Annotated in this window: 25 protein-coding genes; 18 read left to right on the forward strand and 7 right to left on the reverse strand. The window is 54.9% G+C overall.

Annotation, left to right across the window (positions count from 1 at the left end; translation table 11 throughout):
• Positions 1-126: 126 nt before the first annotated feature.
• From FHS18_RS09160 to FHS18_RS09180, 5 genes are read left to right on the forward strand one after another with little or no spacing between them, the layout of a single operon-like run.
• Positions 127-2,571 carry a chemotaxis protein CheA gene (locus FHS18_RS09160; RefSeq protein ID WP_183599244.1) on the forward strand — a complete coding sequence of 815 codons (2,445 nt, stop codon included), beginning with the start codon at positions 127-129 and terminating at the stop codon, positions 2,569-2,571.
• A gap of 38 nt (positions 2,572-2,609) precedes the next feature.
• Positions 2,610-3,104 (forward strand): chemotaxis protein CheW, encoded by a 495-nt coding sequence (locus FHS18_RS09165; protein WP_183599246.1) that lies wholly within the window; start codon positions 2,610-2,612, stop codon positions 3,102-3,104.
• Positions 3,105-3,156: 52 nt separating this feature from the next.
• A complete protein-coding gene (locus FHS18_RS09170; protein WP_221401253.1) occupies positions 3,157-4,974 on the forward strand; it encodes a methyl-accepting chemotaxis protein in 1,818 nt (605 codons plus the stop codon).
• Positions 4,975-4,987: 13 nt separating this feature from the next.
• The gene (locus FHS18_RS09175) at positions 4,988-5,806 is read left to right on the forward strand and encodes a CheR family methyltransferase (RefSeq protein ID WP_183599248.1); all 819 of its coding nucleotides are present in this window, start codon (positions 4,988-4,990) and stop codon (positions 5,804-5,806) included.
• 28 nt (positions 5,807-5,834) lie between these two features.
• Entirely contained in the window at positions 5,835-6,869 is a 1,035-nt protein-coding gene (locus FHS18_RS09180; protein WP_343060476.1) for a protein-glutamate methylesterase/protein-glutamine glutaminase, read from the forward strand.
• Positions 6,870-7,366: 497 nt separating this feature from the next.
• Here FHS18_RS09180 and FHS18_RS09185 read toward each other — a convergent pair whose 3' ends face one another.
• On the reverse strand, positions 7,367-8,380 hold the full coding sequence (locus tag FHS18_RS09185) for a LacI family DNA-binding transcriptional regulator (RefSeq protein ID WP_183599252.1): 1,014 nt from the start codon (positions 8,378-8,380) through the stop codon (positions 7,367-7,369).
• A gap of 154 nt (positions 8,381-8,534) precedes the next feature.
• On the opposite strand from FHS18_RS09185, the gene FHS18_RS09190 reads away from it, so the two are divergent.
• Positions 8,535-9,332: an SDR family NAD(P)-dependent oxidoreductase gene (locus tag FHS18_RS09190; protein WP_183599254.1), complete on the forward strand. Its 798-nt coding sequence runs from the start codon at positions 8,535-8,537 to the stop codon at positions 9,330-9,332.
• 27 nt (positions 9,333-9,359) lie between these two features.
• Here the strand turns inward: FHS18_RS09190 and FHS18_RS09195 are convergent, their stop codons facing one another.
• From FHS18_RS09195 to FHS18_RS09210, 4 genes are read right to left on the reverse strand one after another with little or no spacing between them, the layout of a single operon-like run.
• A complete protein-coding gene (locus FHS18_RS09195) occupies positions 9,360-10,475 on the reverse strand; it encodes a GerAB/ArcD/ProY family transporter (protein ID WP_183599257.1) in 1,116 nt (371 codons plus the stop codon).
• Between the two features lie 6 nt (positions 10,476-10,481).
• Positions 10,482-10,727: a hypothetical protein gene (locus FHS18_RS09200; protein ID WP_183599258.1), complete on the reverse strand. Its 246-nt coding sequence runs from the start codon at positions 10,725-10,727 to the stop codon at positions 10,482-10,484.
• Positions 10,728-10,758: 31 nt separating this feature from the next.
• Positions 10,759-11,964: a Ger(x)C family spore germination protein gene (locus FHS18_RS09205; RefSeq protein ID WP_183599268.1), complete on the reverse strand. Its 1,206-nt coding sequence runs from the start codon at positions 11,962-11,964 to the stop codon at positions 10,759-10,761.
• 13 nt (positions 11,965-11,977) lie between these two features.
• Positions 11,978-13,465, reverse strand: a complete 1,488-nt coding sequence (locus FHS18_RS09210) for a spore germination protein (RefSeq protein ID WP_183599270.1) — start codon at positions 13,463-13,465, stop codon at positions 11,978-11,980.
• Between the two features lie 148 nt (positions 13,466-13,613).
• On the opposite strand from FHS18_RS09210, the gene FHS18_RS09215 reads away from it, so the two are divergent.
• From FHS18_RS09215 to FHS18_RS09245, 7 genes are all read left to right on the forward strand, one after another.
• Positions 13,614-14,735: an endospore germination permease gene (locus FHS18_RS09215; RefSeq protein WP_183599272.1), complete on the forward strand. Its 1,122-nt coding sequence runs from the start codon at positions 13,614-13,616 to the stop codon at positions 14,733-14,735.
• Positions 14,701-16,098, forward strand: a complete 1,398-nt coding sequence (locus FHS18_RS09220; protein ID WP_183599274.1) for a spore germination protein — start codon at positions 14,701-14,703, stop codon at positions 16,096-16,098. Before FHS18_RS09215 ends, FHS18_RS09220 begins: the two co-directional genes overlap by 35 nt.
• The gene (locus FHS18_RS09225) at positions 16,095-17,237 is read left to right on the forward strand and encodes a Ger(x)C family spore germination protein (protein WP_183599276.1); all 1,143 of its coding nucleotides are present in this window, start codon (positions 16,095-16,097) and stop codon (positions 17,235-17,237) included. Before FHS18_RS09220 ends, FHS18_RS09225 begins: the two co-directional genes overlap by 4 nt.
• A 133-nt stretch (positions 17,238-17,370) precedes the next feature.
• On the forward strand, positions 17,371-19,563 hold the full coding sequence (locus FHS18_RS09230; protein ID WP_183599278.1) for an alpha-galactosidase: 2,193 nt from the start codon (positions 17,371-17,373) through the stop codon (positions 19,561-19,563).
• 147 nt (positions 19,564-19,710) lie between these two features.
• The gene (locus FHS18_RS09235; protein WP_183599280.1) at positions 19,711-20,106 is read left to right on the forward strand and encodes a phage holin family protein; all 396 of its coding nucleotides are present in this window, start codon (positions 19,711-19,713) and stop codon (positions 20,104-20,106) included.
• A 107-nt stretch (positions 20,107-20,213) separates the two neighbouring features.
• Positions 20,214-20,588, forward strand: coding sequence for a YhjD family protein (locus FHS18_RS09240; RefSeq protein WP_183599282.1), 375 nt, complete (start codon positions 20,214-20,216; stop codon positions 20,586-20,588).
• A gap of 136 nt (positions 20,589-20,724) precedes the next feature.
• The gene (locus FHS18_RS09245) at positions 20,725-21,108 is read left to right on the forward strand and encodes a cupredoxin domain-containing protein (protein ID WP_183599284.1); all 384 of its coding nucleotides are present in this window, start codon (positions 20,725-20,727) and stop codon (positions 21,106-21,108) included.
• A gap of 137 nt (positions 21,109-21,245) precedes the next feature.
• On the opposite strand, the gene FHS18_RS09250 is transcribed toward FHS18_RS09245, so the two are convergent.
• Positions 21,246-21,500 (reverse strand): hypothetical protein, encoded by a 255-nt coding sequence (locus tag FHS18_RS09250; protein ID WP_183599286.1) that lies wholly within the window; start codon positions 21,498-21,500, stop codon positions 21,246-21,248.
• Positions 21,501-21,660: 160 nt separating this feature from the next.
• Here FHS18_RS09250 and FHS18_RS09255 point away from each other — a divergent pair, with 160 nt between their 5' ends.
• The 5 genes from FHS18_RS09255 (at position 21,661) to FHS18_RS09275 (ending at position 24,798) form a co-directional block, all read left to right on the forward strand.
• Positions 21,661-21,948: a Dabb family protein gene (locus tag FHS18_RS09255; protein ID WP_183599684.1), complete on the forward strand. Its 288-nt coding sequence runs from the start codon at positions 21,661-21,663 to the stop codon at positions 21,946-21,948.
• A gap of 5 nt (positions 21,949-21,953) precedes the next feature.
• Positions 21,954-22,385 (forward strand): DUF86 domain-containing protein, encoded by a 432-nt coding sequence (locus FHS18_RS09260; RefSeq protein WP_183599288.1) that lies wholly within the window; start codon positions 21,954-21,956, stop codon positions 22,383-22,385.
• 594 nt (positions 22,386-22,979) lie between these two features.
• Positions 22,980-23,630 (forward strand): helix-turn-helix transcriptional regulator, encoded by a 651-nt coding sequence (locus tag FHS18_RS09265; protein WP_183599685.1) that lies wholly within the window; start codon positions 22,980-22,982, stop codon positions 23,628-23,630.
• A 192-nt stretch (positions 23,631-23,822) separates the two neighbouring features.
• Positions 23,823-24,308, forward strand: a complete 486-nt coding sequence (locus FHS18_RS09270) for a DUF948 domain-containing protein (protein WP_183599290.1) — start codon at positions 23,823-23,825, stop codon at positions 24,306-24,308.
• A 61-nt stretch (positions 24,309-24,369) separates the two neighbouring features.
• A complete protein-coding gene (locus FHS18_RS09275; RefSeq protein WP_183599292.1) occupies positions 24,370-24,798 on the forward strand; it encodes a YtxH domain-containing protein in 429 nt (142 codons plus the stop codon).
• Positions 24,799-24,859: 61 nt separating this feature from the next.
• On the opposite strand, the gene FHS18_RS09280 is transcribed toward FHS18_RS09275, so the two are convergent.
• Positions 24,860-25,732, reverse strand: a complete 873-nt coding sequence (locus FHS18_RS09280) for an AraC family transcriptional regulator (protein WP_183599293.1) — start codon at positions 25,730-25,732, stop codon at positions 24,860-24,862.
• Positions 25,733-25,825: the final 93 nt, after the last annotated feature.

Raw genomic sequence — 25,825 nt, forward strand, 5'->3', positions numbered from 1 at the left:
GGAATCAGTAGAGTAGGGGGGCAAAGGGGGAAGGCGAAAATTCCCACCTCCCGTTATCTAACACAATGTCGATTATTTTCCGATGCTAAGCCTATCAGCAACATCAACAAGAGTGAGGGGATTGTATTGTCGAATCATTACATCACCGAACAAATGGTAGAAATGTTCATCTATGAAACGACGCAAAATATCGAGCAGTTGGAGCAAGAGATCGTGCTCTGCGAAGCCAACGGGTTCGTACCGTCGGCCGTCAATGAGATTTTGCGCAATATGCATACGATAAAAGGCTCATCTGCCATGATGTTCTATACGAGTATCGCAACGCTCTCCCATTCGCTGGAAGATCTCTTCTTCTTCCTGCGCGAGAACAAGCCGGAGGAGGTCGACTACTCGACCCTGTCCGATCTAGTATTGGAGGGCATCGACTTCATCAAAGTCGAGCTGCACAAAATCAAATCGAAGGAGCCGGTCGACGGCGACGCTTCCGGACTGATCGAGACGATCAATCAGTTCCTTGCGGCTGTAAAGGGGACGAATGCGAAACCTCCGGCACAAGACACTGGGCCGGAAGAGACGATGACGAAGCTCGAGCAGGCGCACGAAGCGGAGTGGGAGCTGAATCGGTCGGTTTCGGTCCGAACGCGGACGGTTGCGCATCGGCTCGGCTACGAGGCGACGATTCATTTCGAAGACGGGTGCGAGATGGAGAATGTACGGGCTTACGGCATCGTACATAGCTTGCAAGAGCTCGCAAGCGACATGGTCTGCGACCCGCCCGATTATATCGAGAACGAGGCGAGCATCCAGACGATTCGGAAGCAAGGTTTCGCGATACGCTTCCAATCTTCGGAGCCGTACGATGTGGTGCATAACCGGATTAGCGATACGCTTTTCCTGCGCAGTCTAACGCTGAGCGTCATCCGGGAGAACCGCCCTCAGACCGAATATAAAGCCAACCTGAGGTTCGAGGATGGTTGCGAGATGGAGAATATCCGGGCATTCGGCGTCGTGCATGCCTTGAAACAAATCGCCTGGGGGATCGCATGCGATCCGGAAGATTACGTAGAGAACGAAGCGAGCATCCCGTTCATTCGCGAACAGGGGTTTACCGTCACGTTCAAGACGAACGAATCGTATGAGCGCATCGCCAAACTATTCGAAGATACGTTGTTCCTATCCGAATTGAAGCTGGAACAAGAGCCGGAGCAGCTTGACGAGACATTATGCGCAACTCAAGAGGCCGGCTCAGACCAACTAACCAAGCCATCGCCAGAAGTAACGGTCCCATCATCCGGCAAGCCAGAAGCCGAAGCGCAGAAGCCAGATACACAGAAACCAGATACACAGAAACCGAAGGCGAAGACGCCTAAGAAGGAAACATCCGATCATAGCTCACCGGCGGGACAAAGCTTGATCAGCGTCAATATCGAGAAGCTGGACAGGCTGATGGATCTCGTCGGGGAGATGGTTATCGCCGAAGCGATGGTAACGCAGAATCCGGATCTGCAGGGTCTTCAGCTGGACCGATTCCATAAAGCGGCGCAGCTGCTGCACAAAATTACGAGCGAGCTGCAAGATGTCGTCATGTCCATCCGCATGGTGCCGCTGTCCGCAACCTTCCAGAAGATGCACCGCATCGTCCGGGACATGTGCAAAAATTTGGGCAAAGAAGTGCAGCTGAAGCTGATCGGCGAAGAAACCGAAGTCGACAAGAACGTGATCCAGCATATCTCGGATCCGCTCATGCATCTTATCCGCAATTCGATCGACCACGGGATCGAATTGCCCGAGCACCGCGATGCGGCAGGCAAGGCAAGAGCCGGCGTCGTCACGCTTGAAGCGAAGAATGCGGGCGGCGACGTCTACGTGATCATCAAGGACGATGGCAAAGGACTGTCGAAGGAGAAGCTGCTCGAGAAGGCGAGGAAGAACGGCCTCTTGACCAAACCGGAAGAGGAGATGACCGACAAAGAAATTTTCGGCCTCATCTTCCTGCCGGGCTTCTCCACTAAGGAAGCGATCTCGGAATATAGCGGACGGGGAGTCGGAATGGATGTCGTCTCCCAGAATATCAGCGCCATCGGAGGCAGTATTTCCGTTGACAGTGCGGAAGGAAGCGGCACGACGATTACGCTCAAAATTCAGCTCACCCTTGCGATCATCGACGGAATGACGATGCGTGTCGGCACCTCGCGCTATACGATACCGACGAATGCGATCGTCGAATCGTTCCGACCGAAGGAGCGGGACATTATCCGCGATCCGGATGACCGCGAGATGATTATGGTCCGGGGACAATGTTATCCGATCCTGCGGCTCCACCGGTTATACGGGGTGAAGTCGGATACGACGCAGTTCCATGAAGGCATCCTGATCATGACGCAGCACGATGACCAAGCGTTCTGCCTGTTCGCGGACGAACTGATCGGCCAGCAGCAGGTCGTCGTCAAAGCGCTGCCGGAATATATCAAACGCATGCGCAACATACAAGGCCTTGCAGGCTGCACGCTGTTGGGAGACGGAAGCATCAGCTTGATTTTGGACCCAGGGGCATTGTCTGCACGCGGATAACAACATGGACAGATTAAGATGGAAGGAGCATGTGGAGAATGTCGCATGAGGAAGAGCAATACGACATGTACGAAGAGGATACGCAGCGAGGGAAGTATCTGACCTTCAAGCTGGTGAACGAGTCTTACGGCATTGAGATCAAATACGTGATCGAGATCATCGGCTTGCAGCCGGTGACGATCGTGCCGGAGCTGCCGGATTATATGCAGGGCATTATCAACCTGAGGGGAAAAATCATCCCGGTCATGGACGTCCGGCTGCGCTTCAAGAAGCCGTTCCGCGAATACAACGACCGGACATGCGTTATCGTGATCGAGATCGAGGACATTACGATCGGGCTGATCGTCGATAGTGTCTCCGAAGTGCTGGCCATTCCGGAATCGGAGATCGTCAGTCCCACGGAGCTCGGACAGAGTCACCGCAACAAATATATTAAGGGGATCGGCAAGTCCGGCGATGAGGTGAAGCTCATTCTGGACTGCGCGAAGCTGCTGCAGGAGCAGGATGTTACGAATCTGACTGCGCTGACGTAGCATGTTCACTACAACATACATCATGGGACAACAACGAGGAGGAACATTCATCATGAAACTTACCGTCAAGAATCGGCTGCTAGTCAGCTTCGGCTTCGTGCTGCTGCTGCTCGTGCTGATCGGCAGTTATGCAATCTATTCATTAAACAAAGTCAACGAACAATCCACGGTGATTAGTGAAGAATGGCTGCCAGGGGTGAATGCGGCGAATGCGTTGAACACGATGACGTCCGATTTTCGCAATTTGGAATACCGCCATATTATTTCGGGCGATCAGCAAACGCTGGCGAATCTGCTCAAAGAAGTGGACATTCAGAAAGCGGCTATACAGGATATGATGCATCAATATGAGACGACCATCCGAATAGAGGAAGACAGGGAGAAGTTCAATACGTTCAAGACAGATTGGCTGTCCTACGAGAAAATAAGCGGAGAAGTGCTTGGGCTCAGCACGCAGATGAAGAACGCGGCTGCAATTGAGCGCATGGAGAGTGATTCGAAGGCCTTGTTCGACAAGGTCTCCAATGAACTGCTTAATATTGTGACCTATAATCAATCCCACGCGGACGAAGCAAGCAAACTGGGGGACGATGTGTACGCCAATACCCGAACGATCCTGATTGTCGTGATCGTCCTGGCGGTCATCATTACATTGGTCGTAAGCATGCTCATCATTAACAGCATTATCCGTCCGCTCCGCACGCTAACGGAAGCGGCCGACCGTCTGGCAGTCGGCGATGTGAGCGCCAACGTCAAGGCAACGTCGCAAGACGAGATCGGTATGCTGATGGAGGCCTTCGCGGCCATGATTACGAATATCCGCGAGCAAGCGCAGACAGCCGAGCGTATCGCGGCAGGAGATCTGACGGTCAACGTTCATGTTCGTTCCGAGCAGGACCTGCTTGGCCGCAAGCTACAAGAACTGGTTCGCAACATGAACGATGTCATGGCGGGCATTAGTTCTTCCGCAGAACAGGTCGCTTCGGGCTCCAGCCAAGTCTCCGCTTCTAGCATAGCCCTGTCGCAAGGCGCCACTGAGCAGGCGAGCGCGGTAGAGGAGTTGTCGGCTTCCCTGGAGGAAATCTCCTCGCAGACGAATCTGAATGCGCAGAACGCTGGCAATGCTAATGAGCTGGCTGAGACGCTGAAGGCGAATGCGGTCAATGGCAATCAGCAGATGCAGAATATGCTCAGCGCCATGGAGCAGATCAACGATGCGTCGGCGAGTATCTCCAAAATCATTAAAGTCATCGACGAGATTGCATTCCAGACGAATATTCTGGCGCTCAATGCAGCCGTTGAAGCAGCGCGTGCCGGTCAACATGGCAAAGGATTCGCCGTCGTTGCCGAGGAAGTGCGCAATCTGGCTGCCCGCTCTGCAGGCGCTGCCAAAGAAACGACCGACATGATCGAAGGTTCGATCAAGAAGGCGGAATCCGGTACGAAGATTGCCCGCGATACCGCTGAAGAACTGTCTCAATTGGTGAGCGGCATCGAGAAGGTTGCGCAGCTGGTCGGGAATATCGCGATCGCTTCGAATGAGCAGGCTTCCGGCATTGCCCAGATCAACCAAGGCATTATGCAGGTATCGCAGGTTATTCAGACGAACTCGGCGACGAGTGAAGAGAGCGCGGCAGCAAGCGAAGAGCTGTCGAGCCAAGCAGGCATGCTGAAGGAAATGGTCAGCCGCTTTACGCTCAAGCAAGGCAATAACGGATTCGGCAAATTCGATGAGTTCAGCCCTGCCGTACTTCGCATGCTCGAGACAATGGGCGAGAAGATGCCGAAGGAGCCGGCCCGCGATTCGCATGATTCCCAAGGGGCTTGGTCGAAGATCGCTCTTAGCGATAACGAATTCGGCAAATACTAACAGGTATTAGCCGATGGCAGCCATTACGGATCAAGAATTCAAGCAGCTGGCCGACTATGTGAAGGCGCATTACGGGATACACTTGAAGGATGAGAAGCGTCCGCTCGTTCTCGGGCGGCTGCAGCATGTGCTGACCGAGAAGGGGTTCGCGACTTTTACCGAATATATGAAATATGTCACTTCGGATCGGACCGGTGCCGCAGCCAGAGGCTTGGTGGATAAAATTACGACCAACCATACATTCTTCATGCGGGAGACGGAGCATTTTCATTTTTTCAAAAGCCAGGTGCTGCCGTACTTGGTGAAGACGGTGAAAGAGAAGGACCTTCGGATCTGGAGCGCAGGCTGCTCTTCCGGCGAAGAGCCCTATACGCTGGCGATGATTATCGACGAGTTCTTCGGCGCACAGAAACCGCAATGGGATACGAAGGTGCTGGCCACCGATATCTCCAGCCGCGTGCTCGAGACCGCGCAGAAGGGGATTTACAGCCTGGAATCGATCCAGACCATCCCGGCGGGGTGGAAGAGCGGCTATTTCCGTAAGCTCAATGCGGAGCAGGCGGTTGTCGATTCGAAGCTGCAGCGGGAAGTCGTCTTCAGGAAGTTTAATCTGATGGACCCCGTTTTCCCGTTCAAACGGAAATTTCACACGATCTTTTGCCGGAATGTGATGATTTATTTCGACGGACCGACCAAGAATAATTTGGTGAACAAATATTACGAAATGATGGAACCCGGCGGTTATCTGTTCATCGGCCACTCGGAATCCATCGACCGGAACGAATCCCCGTTTCAATATGTACGGCCGGCGATTTATCGCAAGCCGTTCTAGTACGCAAGAGGAAGGAGCCGTATTCAGCGTGAAACGAGCCATCCGAGTATTGGTCGTTGACGATTCCATGATTTTTCGGGAGGTCATTGCGCGCGCGATCGCTGCGGACGACCAGATCGAGGTTGTCGGGACGGCCGGCGATCCATTCGAAGCCAGGGACAAGCTGATCGCGCTGAGGCCTGATGTCATGACATGCGATGTGGAGATGCCGCGGATGAACGGCATCGAGTTTATCCGCAGGCTGCTGCCGCAAGTCCAGCTGCCGGTCGTCATCGTCAGCAGCGCGAATCAAGCAGTGAGCGAGGCGATGATGGCCGGCGCGGTCGAATTCGTCAAGAAGCCGGATCCGCAATCGACCCGCAGCGTAGAGACATTCATTCACGCGCTCATCGCGGCGATCAAGGCGGCAGCCGCAGCCAAGGTCGTGCCTCCCCCGGCGCAGCGCAGGACAGTAGAGCCCATAGAGACTGCTGCGCCAACTATTCCAGTGGGAGCCGCAACCCGGCAGCTCATCGCCATCGGCGCGTCGACTGGCGGCACGGAGGCCATCCATCACGTGCTTAAGCATCTGCCGGCGTCGGTGCCCGGGATCGTGGTCGTGCAGCATATTCCTCCCGGATTCTCGCGTATGTTCGCGGAACGGCTCAACCAGATGACGGCCTTCGAAGTGAAGGAAGCGGCGACCAATGACGAGGTCAGGCCAGGACGGGTACTGATTGCGCCAGGCGACCGCCATATGCGGGTGAAGAAGGTCGGCGGCGTCTACCGGGTGGATTGCTTCGAGGGCGAAAAGGTGAACGGTCATTGCCCGTCCGTCGATGTCCTCTTCGAATCGGCCGCGAAGACGGCCGGCAACGACTGCGTGGGCGTCATTATGACGGGAATGGGCTATGACGGCGCCAAAGGCTTGCTCAACATGCGACGCAAAGGCGCTCGAACAATCGGTCAGAACGAGCAGTCGTCGGTCGTATACGGCATGCCGAAAGTCGCCTTCGAATTAGGAGCGGTCGAAAAACAAGCATCGCTGGAGTTCATTCCCCAAGCGATCCTCAAAATGTTATAAAACTAGCCCCGCTGCCGATAAGGCGGACGGGGCTATTCGCATGGAAGTATCGATCAGGTGAAGGAGAGGGGGAAACAACCGCACGCAGCAAAAAGGTAAGCGTGTCCACAAAGTGGACGTCAAGCGAGGATCAGCTCGCAATAGCATCATGCCGCACCAAGCGGCAGGTCCCCACCCCAAGGCAACAACGTAATGAACGAAGCTCAAACCCAGAGCTTGGTCGGCTTGACGGTTTGCATCAAGCAATCCGTCAAGCCGACCAAAGCGGGCCCCGCGCGAAAGGACACATCGAAGACGGCCGCGTAACAAACCACGCCAATTCAGGGTGTCCAGAGGGACGGGGCCCTCTGGTTCCCCTCCAATGGAGGGGGAAGGGGCGAGGATAAACAAGGGGTTTCAAGGGGCACAGCCCAATGCTCTCCCCAAGGGGTTTTCAAGGGGCGAAGCCCCTAGCCCTCCCCAAGGCGGGATTCCAAAGGGCGCAGCCCTTGGTCCACTCACAGGGAAGCGGGTGGCCCGCTCGACTTTCGCACATGCAGCACTGGCGGCAACACGACCTTGCGCCAGCTCTCCGGCGCCTTCTGTTGAATCCGGTCCACGAGCATGCGGATGCCCATTACGCCGAAATCGTAGGAAGGCTGGGCGGCGACGGTCATGAACGGGTCGACGACAAAGCCGGCCTCCAACTCGTCGAAGCAGACGACCGACAGATCATCCGGGACACGCTTGCCCAGCGAGCGAAGCGCTCGGATTGCGCGCAGCGCGAGGAAATTGTTCGCGGCGAGCAAGGCGGTAGGAGGTTCGGGCATCGCTAGCAAGGCAGTAATCTGCCGGTCGATTTCCTTCATGCGATAGTCTGCTTCGATAAGATAACCCTCTGGCAGCGCGAGACCATGCGCAGCCATCGTCTCTTCGAAGCTGGCAAGCCGCAGACGTGCGGTGGACACCAGACGGGAGCCGCCGAGGAATGCAATGCGGCGGTGGCCGAGCGTCACGAGATGATCGGTCAACATCCGTGTTCCTTCTCTGCTGTCCCCTAGAATTTGATCGCTGCCCATGCCGGGTACCTCGCGGTCGAGCAGGACGAACGGAATGCGCTGCTTCGCCAGCTTCTTCAAGTGGGCGAGCGACTGATCGCCGGTTGGGGTGAGCAGCACGCCGTCCACGCGTGCCGACAGCACGGTCTCGATATATTCCTTCTCCTTGGCAAGATCCTCATCACCATTGCCGAGCAGAAGCCGATAGCCCAGATCCCGGGCCGCATCTTCAGCGCCGCGGGCGAGCGAAGTATAGAAAGGATTGGTTAGATCGGGGATGAGCAGCGACAACAACCGGGATTCTTGTTTCACGAGACTGCGCGCCATCGCATTGGGGACGTAATTCATTTCCTTCATGATCGCAAGGATGCGCTGCCGGGTCGCTTCACTGATCCGGCCCGTGTTATTGATAACGCGGGAAACGGTCATGGCCGAACATCCCGCTTTTTGTGCAATATCATAAATGGTAACCATGAATGATTCGATAACCTCGATTCCATAGAGAAATAGCTCATTCCACTATAACGTGCCTGTGGCTTGACAGCAAGGAACAGGGCTGTTAATTTGGAGTTACCGATAACTCATAAATAATAACTATAGGTGCGAATAACAGAAGGGATGGAGCGGAATGGATCGATTGAAAGGGAAGATTGCCCTCGTTACGGGCGGCAGCAGAGGGATTGGCGAGGCGATCGTCATTCGGTTGGCGGAGGAAGGCGCGCATGTCGCGATTAACTTCACCTCGAATTCAAGCCGGGATAAAGCGGAAGCGGTTGCACAACAAGCGCGGCAGTCGGGCGTGAATGCCATCGTCGTACAAGCGGACGTAGGGAACAAGGAGCAGGTAGAGCGGATGTTCGCCGCCGTAGAGGAGCAGCTGGGAAGCGTTGAAATTCTCGTGAACAATGCGGGCATAGCGCCGTTCGAGCCGTTCATGAAGGTGACGGAAGAGACGTGGGACCGCACGTATAATACGAATGTCAAGTCGGTCTTCATGTGTTCGCAGCGGGCTGCGGCATCGATGATCGAACGCAGCTCCGGCAAGATCGTCAATGTGTTGTCCACCGCAAGTCTAGTGGTGACGAGCCCGGTCATCCCGCATTATCAGTCGTCCAAGGCAGCTGCGCATATGCTGACCAAAGGCATGGCGATTGAGCTAGGTAAGTTCGGCATCAACGTGAACGCGGTCGGCCCAAGCACGGTGGACACGGATATGTGCACCGACTTCCTTGCCGATGACCGAATCCGCGCGATGGAGATCGAAGCCAACCCGATGAAACGGCTCGGCACCGCCCGCCAGATCGGCGATGCGGTCGTGTTCCTGGCCTCCGATGAAGCCATGCAGATCAACGGCCATCTCCTTATGGTCGACGGCGGCTTGACGGTTAAGGCCGCGCAGCCGGAAGACCATATGGACCGGAACTAGCCGAATCGCACATATGCCGCGAGCGCTTTAGCCTCCCTGCTGATCAGCTGAGGGAGGCTTTTTTTTGCCGCGAAGCCAAGCGATCAGACCGACGAGCAGCAGCGGTGCCGCGGCGCTTGTCAGGCCCCACAGCGGGTGGACCGATGTAATGAGCTGAATCCAATGAGCTTCGCCGTCCCTAAGGGAGGAATAAGAGACGATCGCCATGAGTGCGGCAAGCGGATAGATGAGCATTTTATCTTCCTTGCGCACGAGCAAATGGATCAGCGTCTGGTGGGCGGAGAACAGCACGATGGTCGTCTTCATGAACGCTGCGGCGATGACCGCATACCCCATCAATGCCTCGATGCGCTGGAACACGTCGGCAACCTCGACCGTTCGGGCAACCTCGAACATCGAATATTTGCGGTCGCCGGCGATAGGACCGAATACGAGCAAGGAGACGATGGTGACGAGCATGAGGACAAGCATATTGCAGATCAGACTTAACGTCATCTTCCGTCCAAGCTTGCCGTCCGGGTTGCCGATGAACGGGAGCAGCATCCCGAATAACGTGAGTTCGATGTAAGGAACTCCCATCGTGAAATAAACGCCGTGCAGCAGCGGCTTGACCCCGTCCGGCATCAACGGAAGCAGATTGCCGACATCATAGTTGTTGATCGACATCAACACGATGAGGGACGTAAATCCGACGACACTGACCATGATTACCGGGAACATCCCGGCGAACTTGTCGATCCCGGCGCGGACGGTGATCGCAGCCACGGTTAAGAGAAGGAAGATAAACCAGTACGAGGGCGTGTTCCGCATCATGGAGCTGCGCATGAACATCGCGACATCGAGCACGATCGTCGAGGCCATATGCACCTGATAGTACAGAAAAGCCAAACCAAGCACCATCGTTGCCGTGAATCCTATGGTTGCTTGACTGTATTCAATCAGGTTCTTGCCTGCGTACTGCCGGGCTAACTTTAGAAGGAGCAACAGCAGCGCCAGACCGAAGGTCGCCGCAATCGGCAGCGACAGCCAGGCGATGTTGCCGGCGTAGCTGATCAGCGGCGCGGGAATATTAATGATCGAGGAGCTCGTCAAAAAGACGAACAGCAGCCATGCAGCCTGATTCGATGTCATATATCCGCGCATTTTTCCTCACCCCTTCCCGCCTAATGCACGCACGATGGCGCCTCCTATTGGTCCGAAAATGGCATATGCAAGTTCATAGAAACCCGGCCAATGCAAGCGGCCGAAAGTGATGACCGCCTGATAGAGGATCATGGTAAGCAAGATGACGTAGACGGCTTTCACCCGGGTCGGACGGGGTCCTTCCCGCAAGCCATCCCACAGATCGAGCATGATCATGACGATAAGCCAGACGGCCGCAATGGCAATTGGCATAGCCTGCTCCTTCCCCTTGCATCGTGTAAGCTTATTCCTGCGGTCCAGATAAGAATGGCTTGCCGCCCGAAGTGCCATGGGAGACAAACACGACTTCAACGTTAAAACGGACGTCAGCCTGGGCGAATCGCTCTGGCCAATCGGCCTTCAAACGGCGCCAAACCGATGGGTGGTACTTGTAAATCGTATTGCCGATATCGACCGCATCGGATTTGGAGCGCTGAAGATGAGTGAACGCGCTCATGGCATGGCTCTCCACCTGCTTGGCAATGCTCTCGCCGAGCGCTTTCTCGTCCGAGCTCCCCATGATGCTGCTGCAGGTTAGTTCCATCGCGGCGACATCGACCCGCATTCGATATTCGACATTCACGTTCTCATCCGTCACCGATATTTTTTTGGACGTATCCACGTCTAGAATTTCCACCGATTCCTGGCCATCGCCCGATGGGCAGGCCACCTCGATCATGCCGCCCCGATAAGCATTCTTGAGCAGCAACAACCCTTCGCTATCAAAACCAAGCATCTTGTCGACCATTTTACCGCCTTGAATAATCGCCACACCAGCCATGCTCGGCTTTGTCGTCGTCTGATCGCCGGTACTGAAATTCAGGTAGGGCAAGGTAGCAGTCCCGGCGGCTTTGCGCAATTGAATCGCAAGCTTCAGCAGACTCATATGGACCGACTTGCCGCTGAAGCGCGTCGTCGTCCGTTCCGTCAAATAATATTGCTGGCTGATCGTGCTTTCGATTAAGGGCGCCACGTCCAAATAACGCCCTGCCTCGCCGCGGGTAATAATGACGCTGCAGGTGAGCCGCGGCTCGTTATCCCGATAGAAAACATCCAGAATTTTGTCCAGATTGCCCTGTCGCGCAAGCTTGTCGCTCACGAGAATCGCCCGCATATGGCTGAACTGCGCTTTGCGTCCCAAGTGAATCGTGATATCGCGAATCGCTTCGATTACGGTACGGCCGCTCGTCTTCACATTCACGTAAGGCTTGCCGTTCTTGCCTTTGGCCGCGACGGATTGGGAAGGTTTATACACCTGCAGCGTCAGCAGCAGCTTACCGTCATCGGTTGCATCGAGCGCCGCGCCGACGACGAAGGCGCGTTCCGTCAGCTCCGCCTGATCGCCGCATCCGGTCATCAACAAGAAGGCAGCGAAGACCAGTGCAAGCGCGGTTATCCGAGCTGAAGTTCTAGGCGCGGCACAATGCTGGCCGGCTCCCCTAGCAGGCATAGCATCCACTTCCTTATCCGTCTGATGAAGATTGATTGTTGGCTGATGGATACTTGGTTTGCTTGAACATGGTCTTCAGCGGCTTGCGCAGCAGCGTATCTCGATTCTGTTTGCCGATCCACGGTGCGACCGGCTGCAGGTAAGGGACGCCGAGCGATTTGAGCCGGATGAGATGATTCCAGATCAGCAGATAGCCAATCATCAGCCCGAAGCCGCCGAGCAGGGCGGCGAAGCCCATCAGCGGCAGTTGAAGAAGTCGCAGCGAGATAGCCATGTTGTATTGCGGCAGCGAGAAGGAGGCAATCCCGGTCAGTGCAATGACGACGACCATGATCGGGGAAGCGATGCCGGCATTGATCGCCGCTTCGCCCACGACGAGCGCTCCGACGATGCTGACCGCGGAGCCGACGGGTCTAGGCAGCCGGATCCCGGCTTCCCGGAGCAACTCGAAGAAGAACACCATGATAACGGCTTCGACGAAGGCCGGGAATGGAATGCCTTCTCTGGAATCCAGCACGGCAAGCAGCAGTACCGTAGGGATCAGTTCGGTATGGAAGGTCGAGAGCGCAATATACAGGCTGGGCAGGACGAGCGCCAGGAAGAACGCGATCATTCGCATCCAACGGATCATATTCGCCACCAAGGTGCGTTGATAATAATCCTCGCTGGATTGCAGCAGCTCGAAGAACAAGCCTGGACAGATGAGAATGCTGCCGGTTCCTTCCACGAAGACGGCAATTTTACCGCCTAAAACTGCGGCAGCGGCCACGTCGGTTCGTTCGGTATACCGAAATTGCGGAAAGGGCGACCAAGTGCTGTCCTCGATGAGGCTCTCGACATAGGACGTCTCTAACACGTCACCTTCCTTGACGGCCTTCATCCGGGTCTGGAACTCGCTTAACACATTCGGATCGACGGTGCCTTCCACATACCCGTAAGCCAGCATGGTCCGCGATAATCCGCCCCCGCGCATGTAATGGATTTTGAACTGGGGGCTTTGCACGCGTCCTCGGATCATGCCGATATTGATCTTCATCTGCTCGACGGTGGCTTCACGCGGGCCTTGAACGACTGGTTCGGACACCGGTTCTCCGACTTGTCTGGTCGGAAGATCGCCCGCCTTGTAGCTGATCGCCCGGTCCCATCCGTCGATGAAGATGACGAGGCTGCCGCTTAGGATCAGGCTGGTCGCATGCTCGAGATCGGCGACTAAAGTAGCGGAATGCTCCGTGCTGACGTGATTGCTGAAGTAAGTGGCAATCATGCTCGGCGTCACTTCTTCGCCGGAACCAAGCTGGGTTGGCAGCAAGTCCTGCAAGGTCTGGCGGAAGTAGCTCGCCTTTTTATCCAGAACGATGGTATCGAAGTAGATGGAGAAAGCTCTGGATTTCATCCGAGGACCGAATTGCCAAGGAACGATGCGCAGATCGCTGCATGCGTTGAACGTATGCTGCATGATGCGGGCGTTCACCTCGATGGAGGTCGATATCGGATTTGCCATAGCGCGCCTGCCTTTACGGAATTTGTCAATCAAAGCTCTGATTCACATCGTTCCAAGCGGAGGCCAATTTTATGCATGGAAGAAGATGCATGAGTTGGACGGTGAGAGGGAAACCTTTGGGAAATGAATCTGGGGAGGGCGAGCAAGCATGAAATCAGCGGCGGTTGGGAAGTGGCCCTTATTTATGATGCTGGGGCTCTCGGTTGGGCTGTCCAATCACGTGATCTTGCTGCCTGTCATTCTGGATGAAGCCGGACGCGACGCGTGGCTGAGCTCGCCGCTATCATTCGTCATCATTATGCCGTGGCTGCTGTTCATCATTCATGGCACGATGAAACGGACGAAATATAGTCGTCTGACCGATCTTATCTCCAGCAAGCTCTCCAAGCCGGTTGCATGGATACTATTGCTCCCCATGCTGCTGTTGCTCCTCATGCTGAGCTTCCAGACCTTTACGGAGACGGTCGACTGGACGTCGACCACGTATTTGCCTGCTACGCCGCCTTTGGTGCTGCAGCTCTGTTTAATTGGTTTGGTCGCATACGGGGCATGGAGCGGTCTGCAGGCGCTGGTGCTCATCTCCTGCCTTTTGCTGCCCAGCGTTGTGGTGCTCGGCGATTTCGTCATGACCGCCAATATGCCGGATAAGGATTACAGCTACCTGCTGCCGATCTTGGAGAATGGGCCGGGGGGGTTGATTCGGGCTACCTTGTTCTCCGTCGGATCGCTTCTGGAGCTTTCCTTGCTGCTGCTCATCCAACATCATCTTCGCGGGGAGTTGAAGCGGCGGTATATGCTCTTGCTGCTATTCTTCGTTGCGCTGCTTACGCTTGGCCCGGCGATTGGGGCCGTGACCGAATTTGGTCCTATTGAGGCTGCCAAGCTCCGTTACCCGGCTTTTGCGCAGTGGCGATTGGTGACGATCGGCAAATATATCGAGCACTTGGACTTCTTCGCCATTTTTCAGTGGTTATCCGGAGCGTTCATTCGCATATCGCTGCCGCTGTTTATCGTTCTTGATCTGCTTCCCGTCCGGCGAAAATCCCGGCGTGCTGTCTTGCTGGCTTCGCTATGCCTGATCTACGTCGTCGTGCTTCAGGTGCTGTCTCACTACAACTTCAACTATATGAGCTTTACGAAAATCATCTTCATCGCGGATGTATTCATATTAGGTGCGGTTACCTTCCTGCTGTGGCTGCTATCGCATTCCAGGAAGATCAAGGAGGGAGTAGCTGATGATCGAGCAAGCGGCAATAACGCGACGAGCTGAATGGATTAGGGAAAAGTTTCGGGGTTGCGCGGATGTCTATCTGTCCGTACGGGATGAGGACGATCCTGATCAAGCGCTGACGATCCTCTACTGCGAGGGCATGTTAAGCCGGCAGCTCCTGCAGACGATCATGCTGGAACATGACGGCCTTGTGCCCGAGAAGCATAACACGCCGCTGATGTCGGTTATGGAACCCGGCGAAGAAGGAGAGTATTTGTTCGAAGCCGTATTCAGCGGGAACTTGGTCTTATGGCGGCATCACAGCAACCGGTTCTACGTCTACAATATTGCCGATCAGCCGAACCGTACGCCGGAAGAATCGACGATGGAGGTCTCGCTGAAAGGCCCCCGCGACGGATTCATCGAAGCGATCGACGTCAATTGTGCCTTAATCCGCAAGCGGCTCCGTACCCCTGATCTGCACGTGGAGAGCTTCGTCATAGGAACAACCTCGAAGACATCCGTTCGACTGATGTATATGAAAAGCCTGGCGCCGCCCGACGTCGTCGATGAAGCGCGGCGGAGACTGAAGGGGCTGGATATCGCTACGCTGCAAGGAGCGGGAGAGCTGGAGGAGATCATCTCGGATAAGTCGCTCTCCTTATTGCCGCTCATTAATTACACGGGCAGGCCCGATTACGTCGTGCAGTCGCTGATGAACCGCCGGTTCGCGATCCTGGTCGACGGATCTCCGGCAGCGCTCGTCGCTCCCGTCAATATGGCGCACTTGATCAAATCGCCGGAGGATTCGCATCTTCCGTTCTACTATGTCGCGTTCGAACGCATCCTGCGGTTGATCGGGCTCGCGCTTGCCATAAGCTTGCCGGGCTTCTGGATCGCGCTATGCGCCTTCAATACGGATCAGATTCCGCTTCCGCTGTTGGCAACGGTGACGATCTCGCGAAACGGGCTGCCCATCAGCTCCCAGCTGGAGCTGTTCCTGATGATGCTGATGTTCGAACTGTTCCGCGAAGCGGGCGTTCGGCTGCCGCGTCCTGTCGGTCAGACGGTGAGCGTCGTCGGCGGGCTTATCGTAGGGGATGCGGCCATTCGGGCGGGACTCACGTCGCCGACGATGCTGGTCGCTTCGGCGGTAACCGCGGTCGCAACGTTCACGCTGGTTAATCAGTCGCTCAACGGAAGCGTCACGATTCTAAGGTTGTACATCATGCTCGTTTCGTGCGTACTTGGGCTGTTCGGTTTCTTCATCGCTTTATTCTCGGTCCTCTTGTACATGTGCACGCTCGAATCGTTCGGCAGACCGTTCATCAGTTTCTCGGAGATGCGTAACGCCAAGGAACTGGTCACCATACTGCTGCAATGGCCTTGGAGGGATCGGGCGAAACGCGGTGGTTCTCCATGAGCGGGATTAAGGCCCTGTTCCTCAAGCCTCTTATTGCCGCCTTGCTGTTGGCTGCGCTATGCGGCTGCTGGGATTCAACGAATCTGGAATCGGTCGAGTATGCAACGGCCCTTGGCATCGACTACAAAGACGGTAAGTTTATCGTCATTGCGCAGATGATCGATTTTGCTTCCGTGGCCAAGACGGAGGGGAAGATGGGCCAGCCTTCGAATGTGTGGATCGGTAAAGGCGACGGTGAAACGTTCTACAGCGCCTACAATGAACTGCTCAAGACGTCTCAGACGGAGATGAACATCGAACAGCTCAAGACCGTAATCGTCCGCCAGCCGGCTATGCTCAAGATGGATGAGATTCTCGATGCGCTCAATCGGGTGCGCGTCGCAAGGTATACGTCCTGGGTATTCGGGACGAGGGGCGACATCGTAGATATTTTTACGACGGACAATTTCTTCGGGATGCCGCAGACGACGAGCCTCATCTATAGCCCGACCGAACAAATGAGGCGCTCGAACGTGATTATGCCCTTGAATATGCAGCGATTCGTCGCCATGTATAATGAGGAGGCTTCCACGGTCATTCTCCCGGCCGTAGGCGTTCAAGACAATACGTGGCGCATGGACAAGAAGACTCAGAATATGCAGGTCATTGAAGGCGTATTCGCGATTAAGGATAAAGGAACAAGCGGGTATTATAAGTTGGAGCAGATTAGCGGCGTGAAGTGGATGAATCCTCATTTTACGCGCTATCTCATTCCGATCAACGATCGGGAAGAAGGCAAGGCTACGGTCGCGCTTCAAGACGTCCGCAACAAAATCAAAGTCAAGATCGAAGGCGGTAAGCCGGTATTTACGATCCGACTACGAATGACGGGCGAGGTTGCCGAATTAAGCGGGAATTTGAACAAACAGAAGATTATCGATATCGTGTCCGCCAAGATTGAAGATGAGGTTCGCGCTACATACCTCGCAGGATTGGAGCGGGGGGATGATCTGCTGAACTTGGAGACGGCCTTGTACCGCAAGCAGAACAAGGTGTGGAAGCAACAGGCTAAGAAGAAGGAATGGCTGCCAGGCAAGGACGATCTGAAGATCGAAGTTCAATTCAAGCTGCGAAGTTCAGGCGGGTTCATTCTACACTAGCCATGTGGCGAGTGATCCTACATTTGTCCATATGGCGGCTAAAACCGTCTATACCTTACATGCGGATCGGCCTCTATACTAAAAAGCGTATAGAGGTATATTTGTTTGTTAACTTGTTCAGGAGGTCATTACGATGCCAGTTATTGTTAATCAAGAGCAGCTCGTCTTCCATCTGCAGTCGAAGTCTTCGAGCTACGCTTTTCAAATTATTGAAGGGTATCCGGTTCATCTCTATTGGGGGCGCAAGCTGAAGCAGGCCGATCCGAAGCGTCTGCATCAGCGTATCGAGCGTTGTTCGTTCGATCCGAACCCGGTGCCGGAGGACAAAACGATCTCGCTCAGTACGCTCCAGCTGGAGTATCCGGGATACGGCAGTTCGGACTTCCGCAGCCCGGCCTACGAGGTGCTGCTCGAGAACGGAACGAGCGTCGCGGAGCTGTCCTACCGTTCATACCGCATCGTCTCGGGCAAGCCTGAGTTAGAGGGTCTCCCAGCCGTGTATGCGGAGCAAGAAGAAGAGGCGCAGACCTTGTACATTGAGCTTCACGACGCGCTCACCGGCCTTACGGTGGAACTGAGCTATACCGTATTCGAAGCTTTCGATGCGATCATTCGTTCCAGCCGCCTGACCAATGCCGGCGGACAGGTTATTCAGCTTGGACGCGCGCTGAGCACAAGCGTCGACCTGCCGCATCACCGGTTCGAGATGCTCCAGTTGTCCGGCAATTGGACGCGTGAGCGCCAAATTCACCGCCGTACGCTTGTCCCTGGCATGCAATCGGTCGAGAGCCGCCGCGGCTCCAGCAGCCATCATCAGAACCCTTTCTTCGCCTTGTTGTCTGAAGGCTCGACGGAAGACCATGGCGAAGTGTATGGTTTTAACCTTGTATACAGCGGCAGCTTCGTCGGCGGCGTAGAAGTCGATCATCATTCGCAAGCGCGCGCCTTTATCGGCATCAATCCGTTCGATTTCTCCTGGCGCTTGCAGCCCGGCGAATCGTTCCAGACGCCGGAAGCGGTCATGGTCTTCTCCGCTGAAGGACTTGGCGGCATGTCCCATACGTACCACGAGCTCTACCGGACGCGGTTGTGCCGCGGGGCTTACCGAGATGCGGTGCGTCCGATCCTGGTCAACAACTGGGAAGCGACTTACTTCAAGTTCAACGCCGAGAAAATCGAAGCGATTGCCAAAGCGGGCAGTGAACTCGGCATCGAGCTGTTCGTGCTCGACGACGGCTGGTTCGGCAGACGCGATTCGGACAATAGCTCGCTAGGCGATTGGGTCGTAGACTTGAATAAGCTGCCTGCAGGGCTGCCTGATCTGGTGGAGCGCGTTCGCAGCCACGGCATGTCGTTCGGCCTGTGGTTCGAGCCGGAGATGGTGTCGCCGGACAGCGACCTGTACCGGGCCCATCCGGATTGGTGTCTCCATGTGCCGGGACGCAGACGCACGACAGGGCGTGACCAGCTCATCCTGGATCTCTCGCGCAAGGATGTGCAGGATTACATCGTCGAGTCGGTAAGCGCTATTCTAGGCAGCGCGCCGATCAGTTACGTCAAGTGGGACATGAACCGCAATATGACGGAAATCGGCTCGGCGCTCCTTCCTCCGGAGCGGCAGCGCGAGACGGCGCATCGTTACATGCTCGGCTTATACGATGTCATGGAGCGGATTACGTCCGCTTTCCCGCAAGTTCTGTTCGAGAGCTGCTCCGGCGGCGGCGGGCGCTTCGACCCGGGTATGCTGTATTACATGCCGCAAACCTGGACGAGCGACAACTCCGATGCCATCTGCCGACTGAGCATTCAGTATGGCACGAGCCTGGTCTATCCCGTCAGCTCGATGGGCGCGCACGTGTCGGCCGTGCCGAACCATCAGGTTGGACGCGTGACGCCGCTTGAGACTCGCGGTGACGTGGCGATGTCCGGCAATTTCGGATACGAGCTGGATCTGACGAAGTTTACCGAAGAAGAGAAGGAAGAGGTCAAACGTCAGGTCGCCCTTGTCAAAGACGTAAGGGAGCTTACGCTGTTCGGCAAATTCTATCGCCTACTCAGCCCGTTCGAAGGTAATGAGACTGCCTGGATGTTCGTCTCGCCAGACCAAAAGGATGTGCTGGTTGTCCATGTTACGGTGCTGGCTCAGCCGAATGCGCCGCTTAGCAAGCTGAGACTGAAAGGCTTGAATCCGGATCTGGCATATACGGAGCTGGAGAGCGGGCTTGTGTCCGGCGGCGACGAGCTGATGTACGCTGGTGTTGCCGTAAAACTTCCGCATCGCGATTTTGCGAGCAAAGTGTATCGGTTCCGCGCGCTCGAGTCTTAGGATAGCGAACATCTGCGCCGTGCCCGGCTGGGGCACATAGCGATACAGAGACGCCCGCATTTTCCGGCCCTGTGACAGATGGACAATCCTTTTATTTCCCTCTTGCATATCATGAAGTATGCGATGCAAGGGGGAGGTGCATGTACGATGCCAAATTGGCTGTTTTGCACTGTCTTTGCAGCGGGAGGGGTCATTGAGTCGTTTGCGTTCGGGATGTGGGAAGAGTCGCTCACTCTCTTGCTTGTTGCGATGGCAGTCGACTATATTACAGGTGTTACGGCAGCAATTCGAGGCAAGGAAGGACTGAACAGCACGATCGGGGCTTGGGGGCTGGCCCGCAAAGGATTGATTTTTCTCGTGATCCTGCTGGCCCATCGAATCGATATCGTGCTCGGGACGAACAATGTAGCCATGTCAGGTACGGTTTATTTTTACTTGGCGAATGAATTGATCTCCATCTTAGAGAATTTGGGGAAAGCCGGTGTACCGATTCCGCCTCGGCTGCGGGGCATTATTAATAAATTAAGGGATAAATCATCGTAAGCATGCCGCTCCGTTGCTGGGGCGGCTGTTTTGCCTTCACGGGGGAGTTGCAAGGGGAACATCCATTCGTTATAATGAGAACAAATGTTCTTATTGGAGGGGTTTGAGTGGCCGTCGATGCCTTATCTCCACCGTCTGTGAAGGCAAACCAAGTGATGGAGCTTGTGAAGCGTTATGCCCTGCTAGGCGTTACGACGCGCATCCTGAACCACGATATTCGTGTTGTCGGCGCTTCCCAGACGAAGCTGCCCAGGCTGTACGAGTCGATGCTGCGCGGGCTGCAAGATCGGGTTCTTCTGGAATTGGCGGCCATGCGCAGGCAATTCCGAGATATCGGAATTCGAATTATTGAAGAAACTCATCAACAAGACGGTCTTGGGGTACGCTATATGAGCTCGGGTTATGAGCATCGGTTTACGCTCGTGTGGAGTTACGTCCGGGTAGAAGCCGAACGGCTGCTGAAGTCGTATTCGCATGGTTAAATGTCACAGTTTGTTCAACAATTTGTCATAAACTCAAAAAAGTTTTGGACGAAACTGGAGATTCATGTTGAGTATTTCAGACGAATTTAGGTAATATAAACAATAGACAATTGATGTTAAAGGGGAGCAAGCAGTAATGTATAAGTGGATTATGTTCGTTATTTTCTCCGCTGCATCGGCACTAGGCATTTATATCATGGCTAATGAGCTGCCTGGCAAACCGGTGGACGAAGCAGCATCCCTTCCTCCAGGCGTAACCCTGCTGAAGATTGAGGCTTCCGCCGACTTCGTATTCGATCAGACGGAATACAAGGTCAAGAAAGGCGACACAGTTAAGCTGAAGCTCGTGAATAAGAGCGGTGTGCACGGCATTGCGATTCCAGACCTCGGCGTTGATTTGCAAGGCGATAAGATGGAAACTGAAATTACGCTCGACCAAGCAGGCACGTTCGAAATCCATTGTTCGGTTATGTGTGGTACCGGCCATGCGGATATGAAATCGGTTCTGATTGTAGAGTAATATAGGAAATGAAAAAGGAGCCTTGAGGGCTCCTTTTTCATTCAAACAAAAAAGCGAACCAGCTGTTACCCGAGCTTAACCGGGATGCAGCTAATTCGCCTGGACTTCCTTCTTCCGTTGCGGATCGAAGGAGATCGTTAGTAGGAGCGTCTGCGGCTTCTGCCCCGAGCGATCATCCAATCGCAGATGAATCCGAGGACTGCCCAGCTAATTATGGTCAAGGCATACATCGTGAATACGTTGACCTCGTGAATATCCATCACCATGTCCGCGAACCAGCCTGGTACGCTGAACATGAAGAAGACCATATTGTGCGGGTCATACCCTGTGTAGTTATACACGCACAGCGCAACGCCAATAAGCGTCGCGATAATCGTAACCGGAAACCGCATAGATAGAAATCCCCTTTGCGAGAAGATTGCCGAGCTCCGTCAGCTTAGGTTATTATGCCAAGAGGAGCAGTTTCTCATTCGAAGGACTAGCCCTGTGCCTTGATGGCAGAGGGAATGACTTCGAGTGATCCAGAATCGTAGCAGAGGAGCGAATGAAGCCATGATCACCCATATCGTCATGTTTAAGCTCAAAGACCGAAGTCCAGCGTCTATTGCCCGGTCCGTCGAGGTATTGAAGAACTTGGAAGGCAAGATTGAGGAACTCAAGTCGATCGAAGTAGGGACAGACGTTCTCCATTCCGAGCGTTCCTACGACATTGCGCTCGTCACGAAGTTCGAATCGCTCGAAGCGCTCGGCGCTTACCAGGTGCATCCGGAGCACCAAAAGGTCATTGCCCATATGAATGAAGTGCGCGAAGCTGCGGTTAGCGTCGACTACGAAAGCTAATCGCGATGTACTACGTTAATCGGGAACAAATCACTGTACGTCTTGCCGTCATTCCGGATGTTGTGAGCGCGCTGTCTTCATTGTCGGATGCTTGGAAAGGCGAGCTGCTCCAAGGGTTAGCGCAGGAGCGGGCGCTCCATCTTGCCATTGAGACCGTAACGGACGTCGGCAGCTACCTCATTGACGGCTTCATCATGCGCGATGCGAGCAGCTATGAGGATATCGTCACGATCATCGCCGGCGAGAACGTGTTCGAGCAAGACCTGCTCGAGCCGCTGCTCGAACTCGTCAAGCTGCGCAAACCGCTTGTCCAAGATTACTTCGCGTGGCCAGCGCAAGAGCTGCACGCAATGACGACCACAATCGGGCCGGTACTGACGAAATTCAAGTCGAGCGTGGAAGCGTATTTGCTACAGGAGCTAGGCCAAAATAATTAATGAGCTGTAACCTAAAGCTGCCCAACGGGCGGCTTTTTCTTTGCGCTTAAAAGTAAAGCGTGTCCACGAAGTGGACGTTAAGCGAGGGATAGCAGGCAGTGTGTATGAAGCGGCAACCTAGGAGTCTGCTCTCCTGAAACGAGTAAGCCTTGTCCGCCAAGGCGGACAAAGCGGGTCCAAGCACGCGGGGGACATCATGAATTCCACATAAAGTCCATTCCACCACAAGGCATCAAAGTACTGAACGAAGCTCCAAACGAGAGCTTTGTCCGAACAGAAATAGGCGTGACCCGGTACGCGCCAAGTTCGTTTGGACAAAAGCGGGCCACGCTCGAAAGGTACATCGAAGACGGCCGCATACTGAGCGACGCCGATTATCGGAGTCCAGAGGGTGATGACCCTCTGGTTCCCCTCCAATGGAGGGGGAAGGGGCGAGGAGAATTTAAACGGGTGTCCAGAGGGCAGCAGCCCTATGGGTCCCTTTCGAGGGGATTTAGGGGTGGTGCAACACATGAAAATAAGATACAATTGACCCTATTAATGACTTGAACGGAATGAAGGCGGTGATGAGACGTGGAACCACTTGGCGAACCGATGAGCCCGAATCCTTTTCTTAGGCAGGAAGGTCCGACGCGCCAATCGATCTTGACGCTGCTCAAGACCAAATGGCAGATGAATGCGGGCGAGCTGGCCAAAGAACTGGGCATAACCGAGATGGCGATTCGGCGACATCTCTATGCGCTAGAGCGCGATGGACTGGTGAAGCCGGCGATGGTAAGGCAAGCGATGGGGCGACCGACTCATATGTACAGCCTGACAGAAGAAGCAGAGTATTTGTTCCCGAAGAAGTATCATACGCTGGCGCTCGATTTGCTCGAGGAGCTGGATGAAGATCCCGAGACGGCGCTGCTCGTGACGAGGATGTTCGAAGGGCGCAAGCGCAAGCTGCTGGAGCGCTATGCAGGTCGGATGGAAGGGAAGAGCCTGCCCGATCGCGTTCGCGAGTTGGCATTAATCCAGAATGACGGCGGGTACATGGTACAGCTGGAGCAGGAGCAAGACGAACTGGTGCTGCATGAGTACAATTGCCCGATAGCCCAGGTGGCCAGCCGATACCAGCAAGCTTGCGAGTGCGAGCTGGACCTGTTCGAGTCGTTGCTAGGCACCAAGGTAGCCCGGACGGAGTGCTTAGCCAAAGGCGGGTCGCGATGTACCTACCGCATGAATCGGATTGAAGCAAAATGAGAAGGAAGAAGTCAAGTGATTACGCCTGCGGGCGGGAATCGCTTGGCTTTTTTTATTGCCGCACATGCGCTAGACAAGCCGCTTGAATTCGGCTGCCGCCAGTTGTGTCAGGTCAAGCCTATGCTGCTTATACTGTCAGTACGAAATGGGCATTCGCCCTTCCACGTTTGAAGCGTAAAGGAGGGACGGACAATGATGAACGTTTGGCTGCAGGCGGCGGGCGTCGCGGCTTTTATCGCGCTGGTGGTCGGTGTGCTGCTGTGGCTTCGGGCGGCTGACCGCAAACTGGCGATGCTGACGGAATCAGCTAAGGCCATGCAGCAAAGCGCATCCGAGATGGCCGAGAAAATTAGCGGCCTTGCCGAGCCGGCAGCCGAAACGGTTCGAATCGTGCAACGGCAGGTGGATGGCGCATCACGGTTATTCGATGCTGCAAGGCGCATGGGGGAATCGGCGGACCAGGCATCGACGGCGGTACAGAAGCTGACGCGCGTATTCACGTCACAGGCACAAGCACAGGTTGAACGAGGCGGCGGCAAATATAAGCTGCAGATCAAGGAAGCGCTCGACTGGGCGGAAGTCGGCTATGCCGCTTGGCAGTTTGTGCAATCTAAGCGTAAAGATGACCGTACCTCCGAATGCTGCCAGTATGAGAATGGGCACGATACAAAGGAATAGTTCAATCGGAAGCACTTCAGGAAAAGCCAATGATGAAAACTACGTCAAGGAGAGATGCACGATGGCAAAAAGCAAAAACAACAACAAAGGGTTTCTGTATGGATTGTTGGCAGGCGGGTTGGTAGGCTCGATCTCGGCGCTGCTGTTCGCACCGAAACCAGGCAAGGAATTGCGTCAAGATATTGCTAGCGGCGCGCAGCAAGTAGGAGAGAAAACCGTCAAGCTGGCAGGGCAAGTCGGAGATACGACGACGAAAATCGCAGGTCAAGTGGGCGAGTCAACGACACGTCTGGCTAAACAAGTCAGTTCAGGCGCGGTTACGATTGCAGGGAAAGCGAAGCAATCGACCGAAGGTGTTATCGATTCGGTACGCGGCTGGCGCAAAGGAAGCAGCGAAGAAACGACGGTTCTCGAACTGGTCGAAGAACAAGTGGAAGAAGTTGAAGCAGCTGCGCTGAAGCAAGAAAAAGAATTGACGACGATTAGCTAATTAAAAGCATATCAAGAAATGCCTCATCCGCGTGGATGAGGCATTCTTGATGTGCTAAGCGTCATGGAGGCGCAGGAGTCTCGCGCTGCCTATGCCGATAAGCGGTGGGCGAGCAGCCTACCAGCTTATGGAACTGTCTGGAGAAGTGCAGCGCGTCGTTATAGCCGACCGAGGAAGCGACCTGGTCGATCAACAGATGCGGCTGGCTGTCGAGCAGCTCGCGGGCACGTTCCATGCGGACGCGGAGCAGGAACTGGGCAGGCGAGTAGCCGGTTGCCTGTTTGAACATTTTGGACAGATGCGTGCGGTGGTAGCCAAGCGTTCGGGATAAGGACTCGATCGAGATCTGATCGGCGTACTGAAGGGACATCCATCGAATCGCTTGCTTGATCTGCCGGTCGATATCGGGCTCGGAAGAGGCGGCGGGCAAGGTTAACTTATCCGCATTCGCTTCGCCGAGCTCTTTCAGCAGGAGGCGCAGCAAGCCGGACACTTCCAAGTCGGCGAGTTCCACGTTCGACTGCTGTTTCAACGTCTGCTCCATCTGTTGGTACAGGCGCTTGATGAAGGAGGTCTTGGTCAGTTGGACGAAGGGGTGGGCAGGGCTAAAACCTAGCTGCTGGATCCAGCTGTCAGCCGAATCGCCCCGGAAGGCTACCCATCGGTAGGTCCAAGGATCGTGCTCATCGCTGGTATAGGTGAATAACGTTTCCGGGAAGATGACGAATGTATCCCCGGCGCCAAGCGTGTACGTCTGGTTATTCGTCTGGTACGTACCGCGTCCGGATAGAATGGTATGGACGAGATAGTAATTATGAACGGCCGGTCCCACTTGATGCTTCGGGAGAGGCCTCCCATGGCCGCTGAACAGAACGGACAGCTCGCCATGGACCGGAAGCGAATGAATGCCGACCGAGAAATGGTAATGATCCATGTTAGCGCTACAACTCCATATAGACGTAATGACTCGTTACGTTCCATGCTAGCGGAATAGACGACATTTGTCCATAAGTAGCGATGGTTATGT

This window comes from Paenibacillus phyllosphaerae (assembly GCF_014192105.1).
Classification (GTDB): Bacteria; Bacillota; Bacilli; order Paenibacillales; family Paenibacillaceae; genus Paenibacillus_Z; species Paenibacillus_Z phyllosphaerae.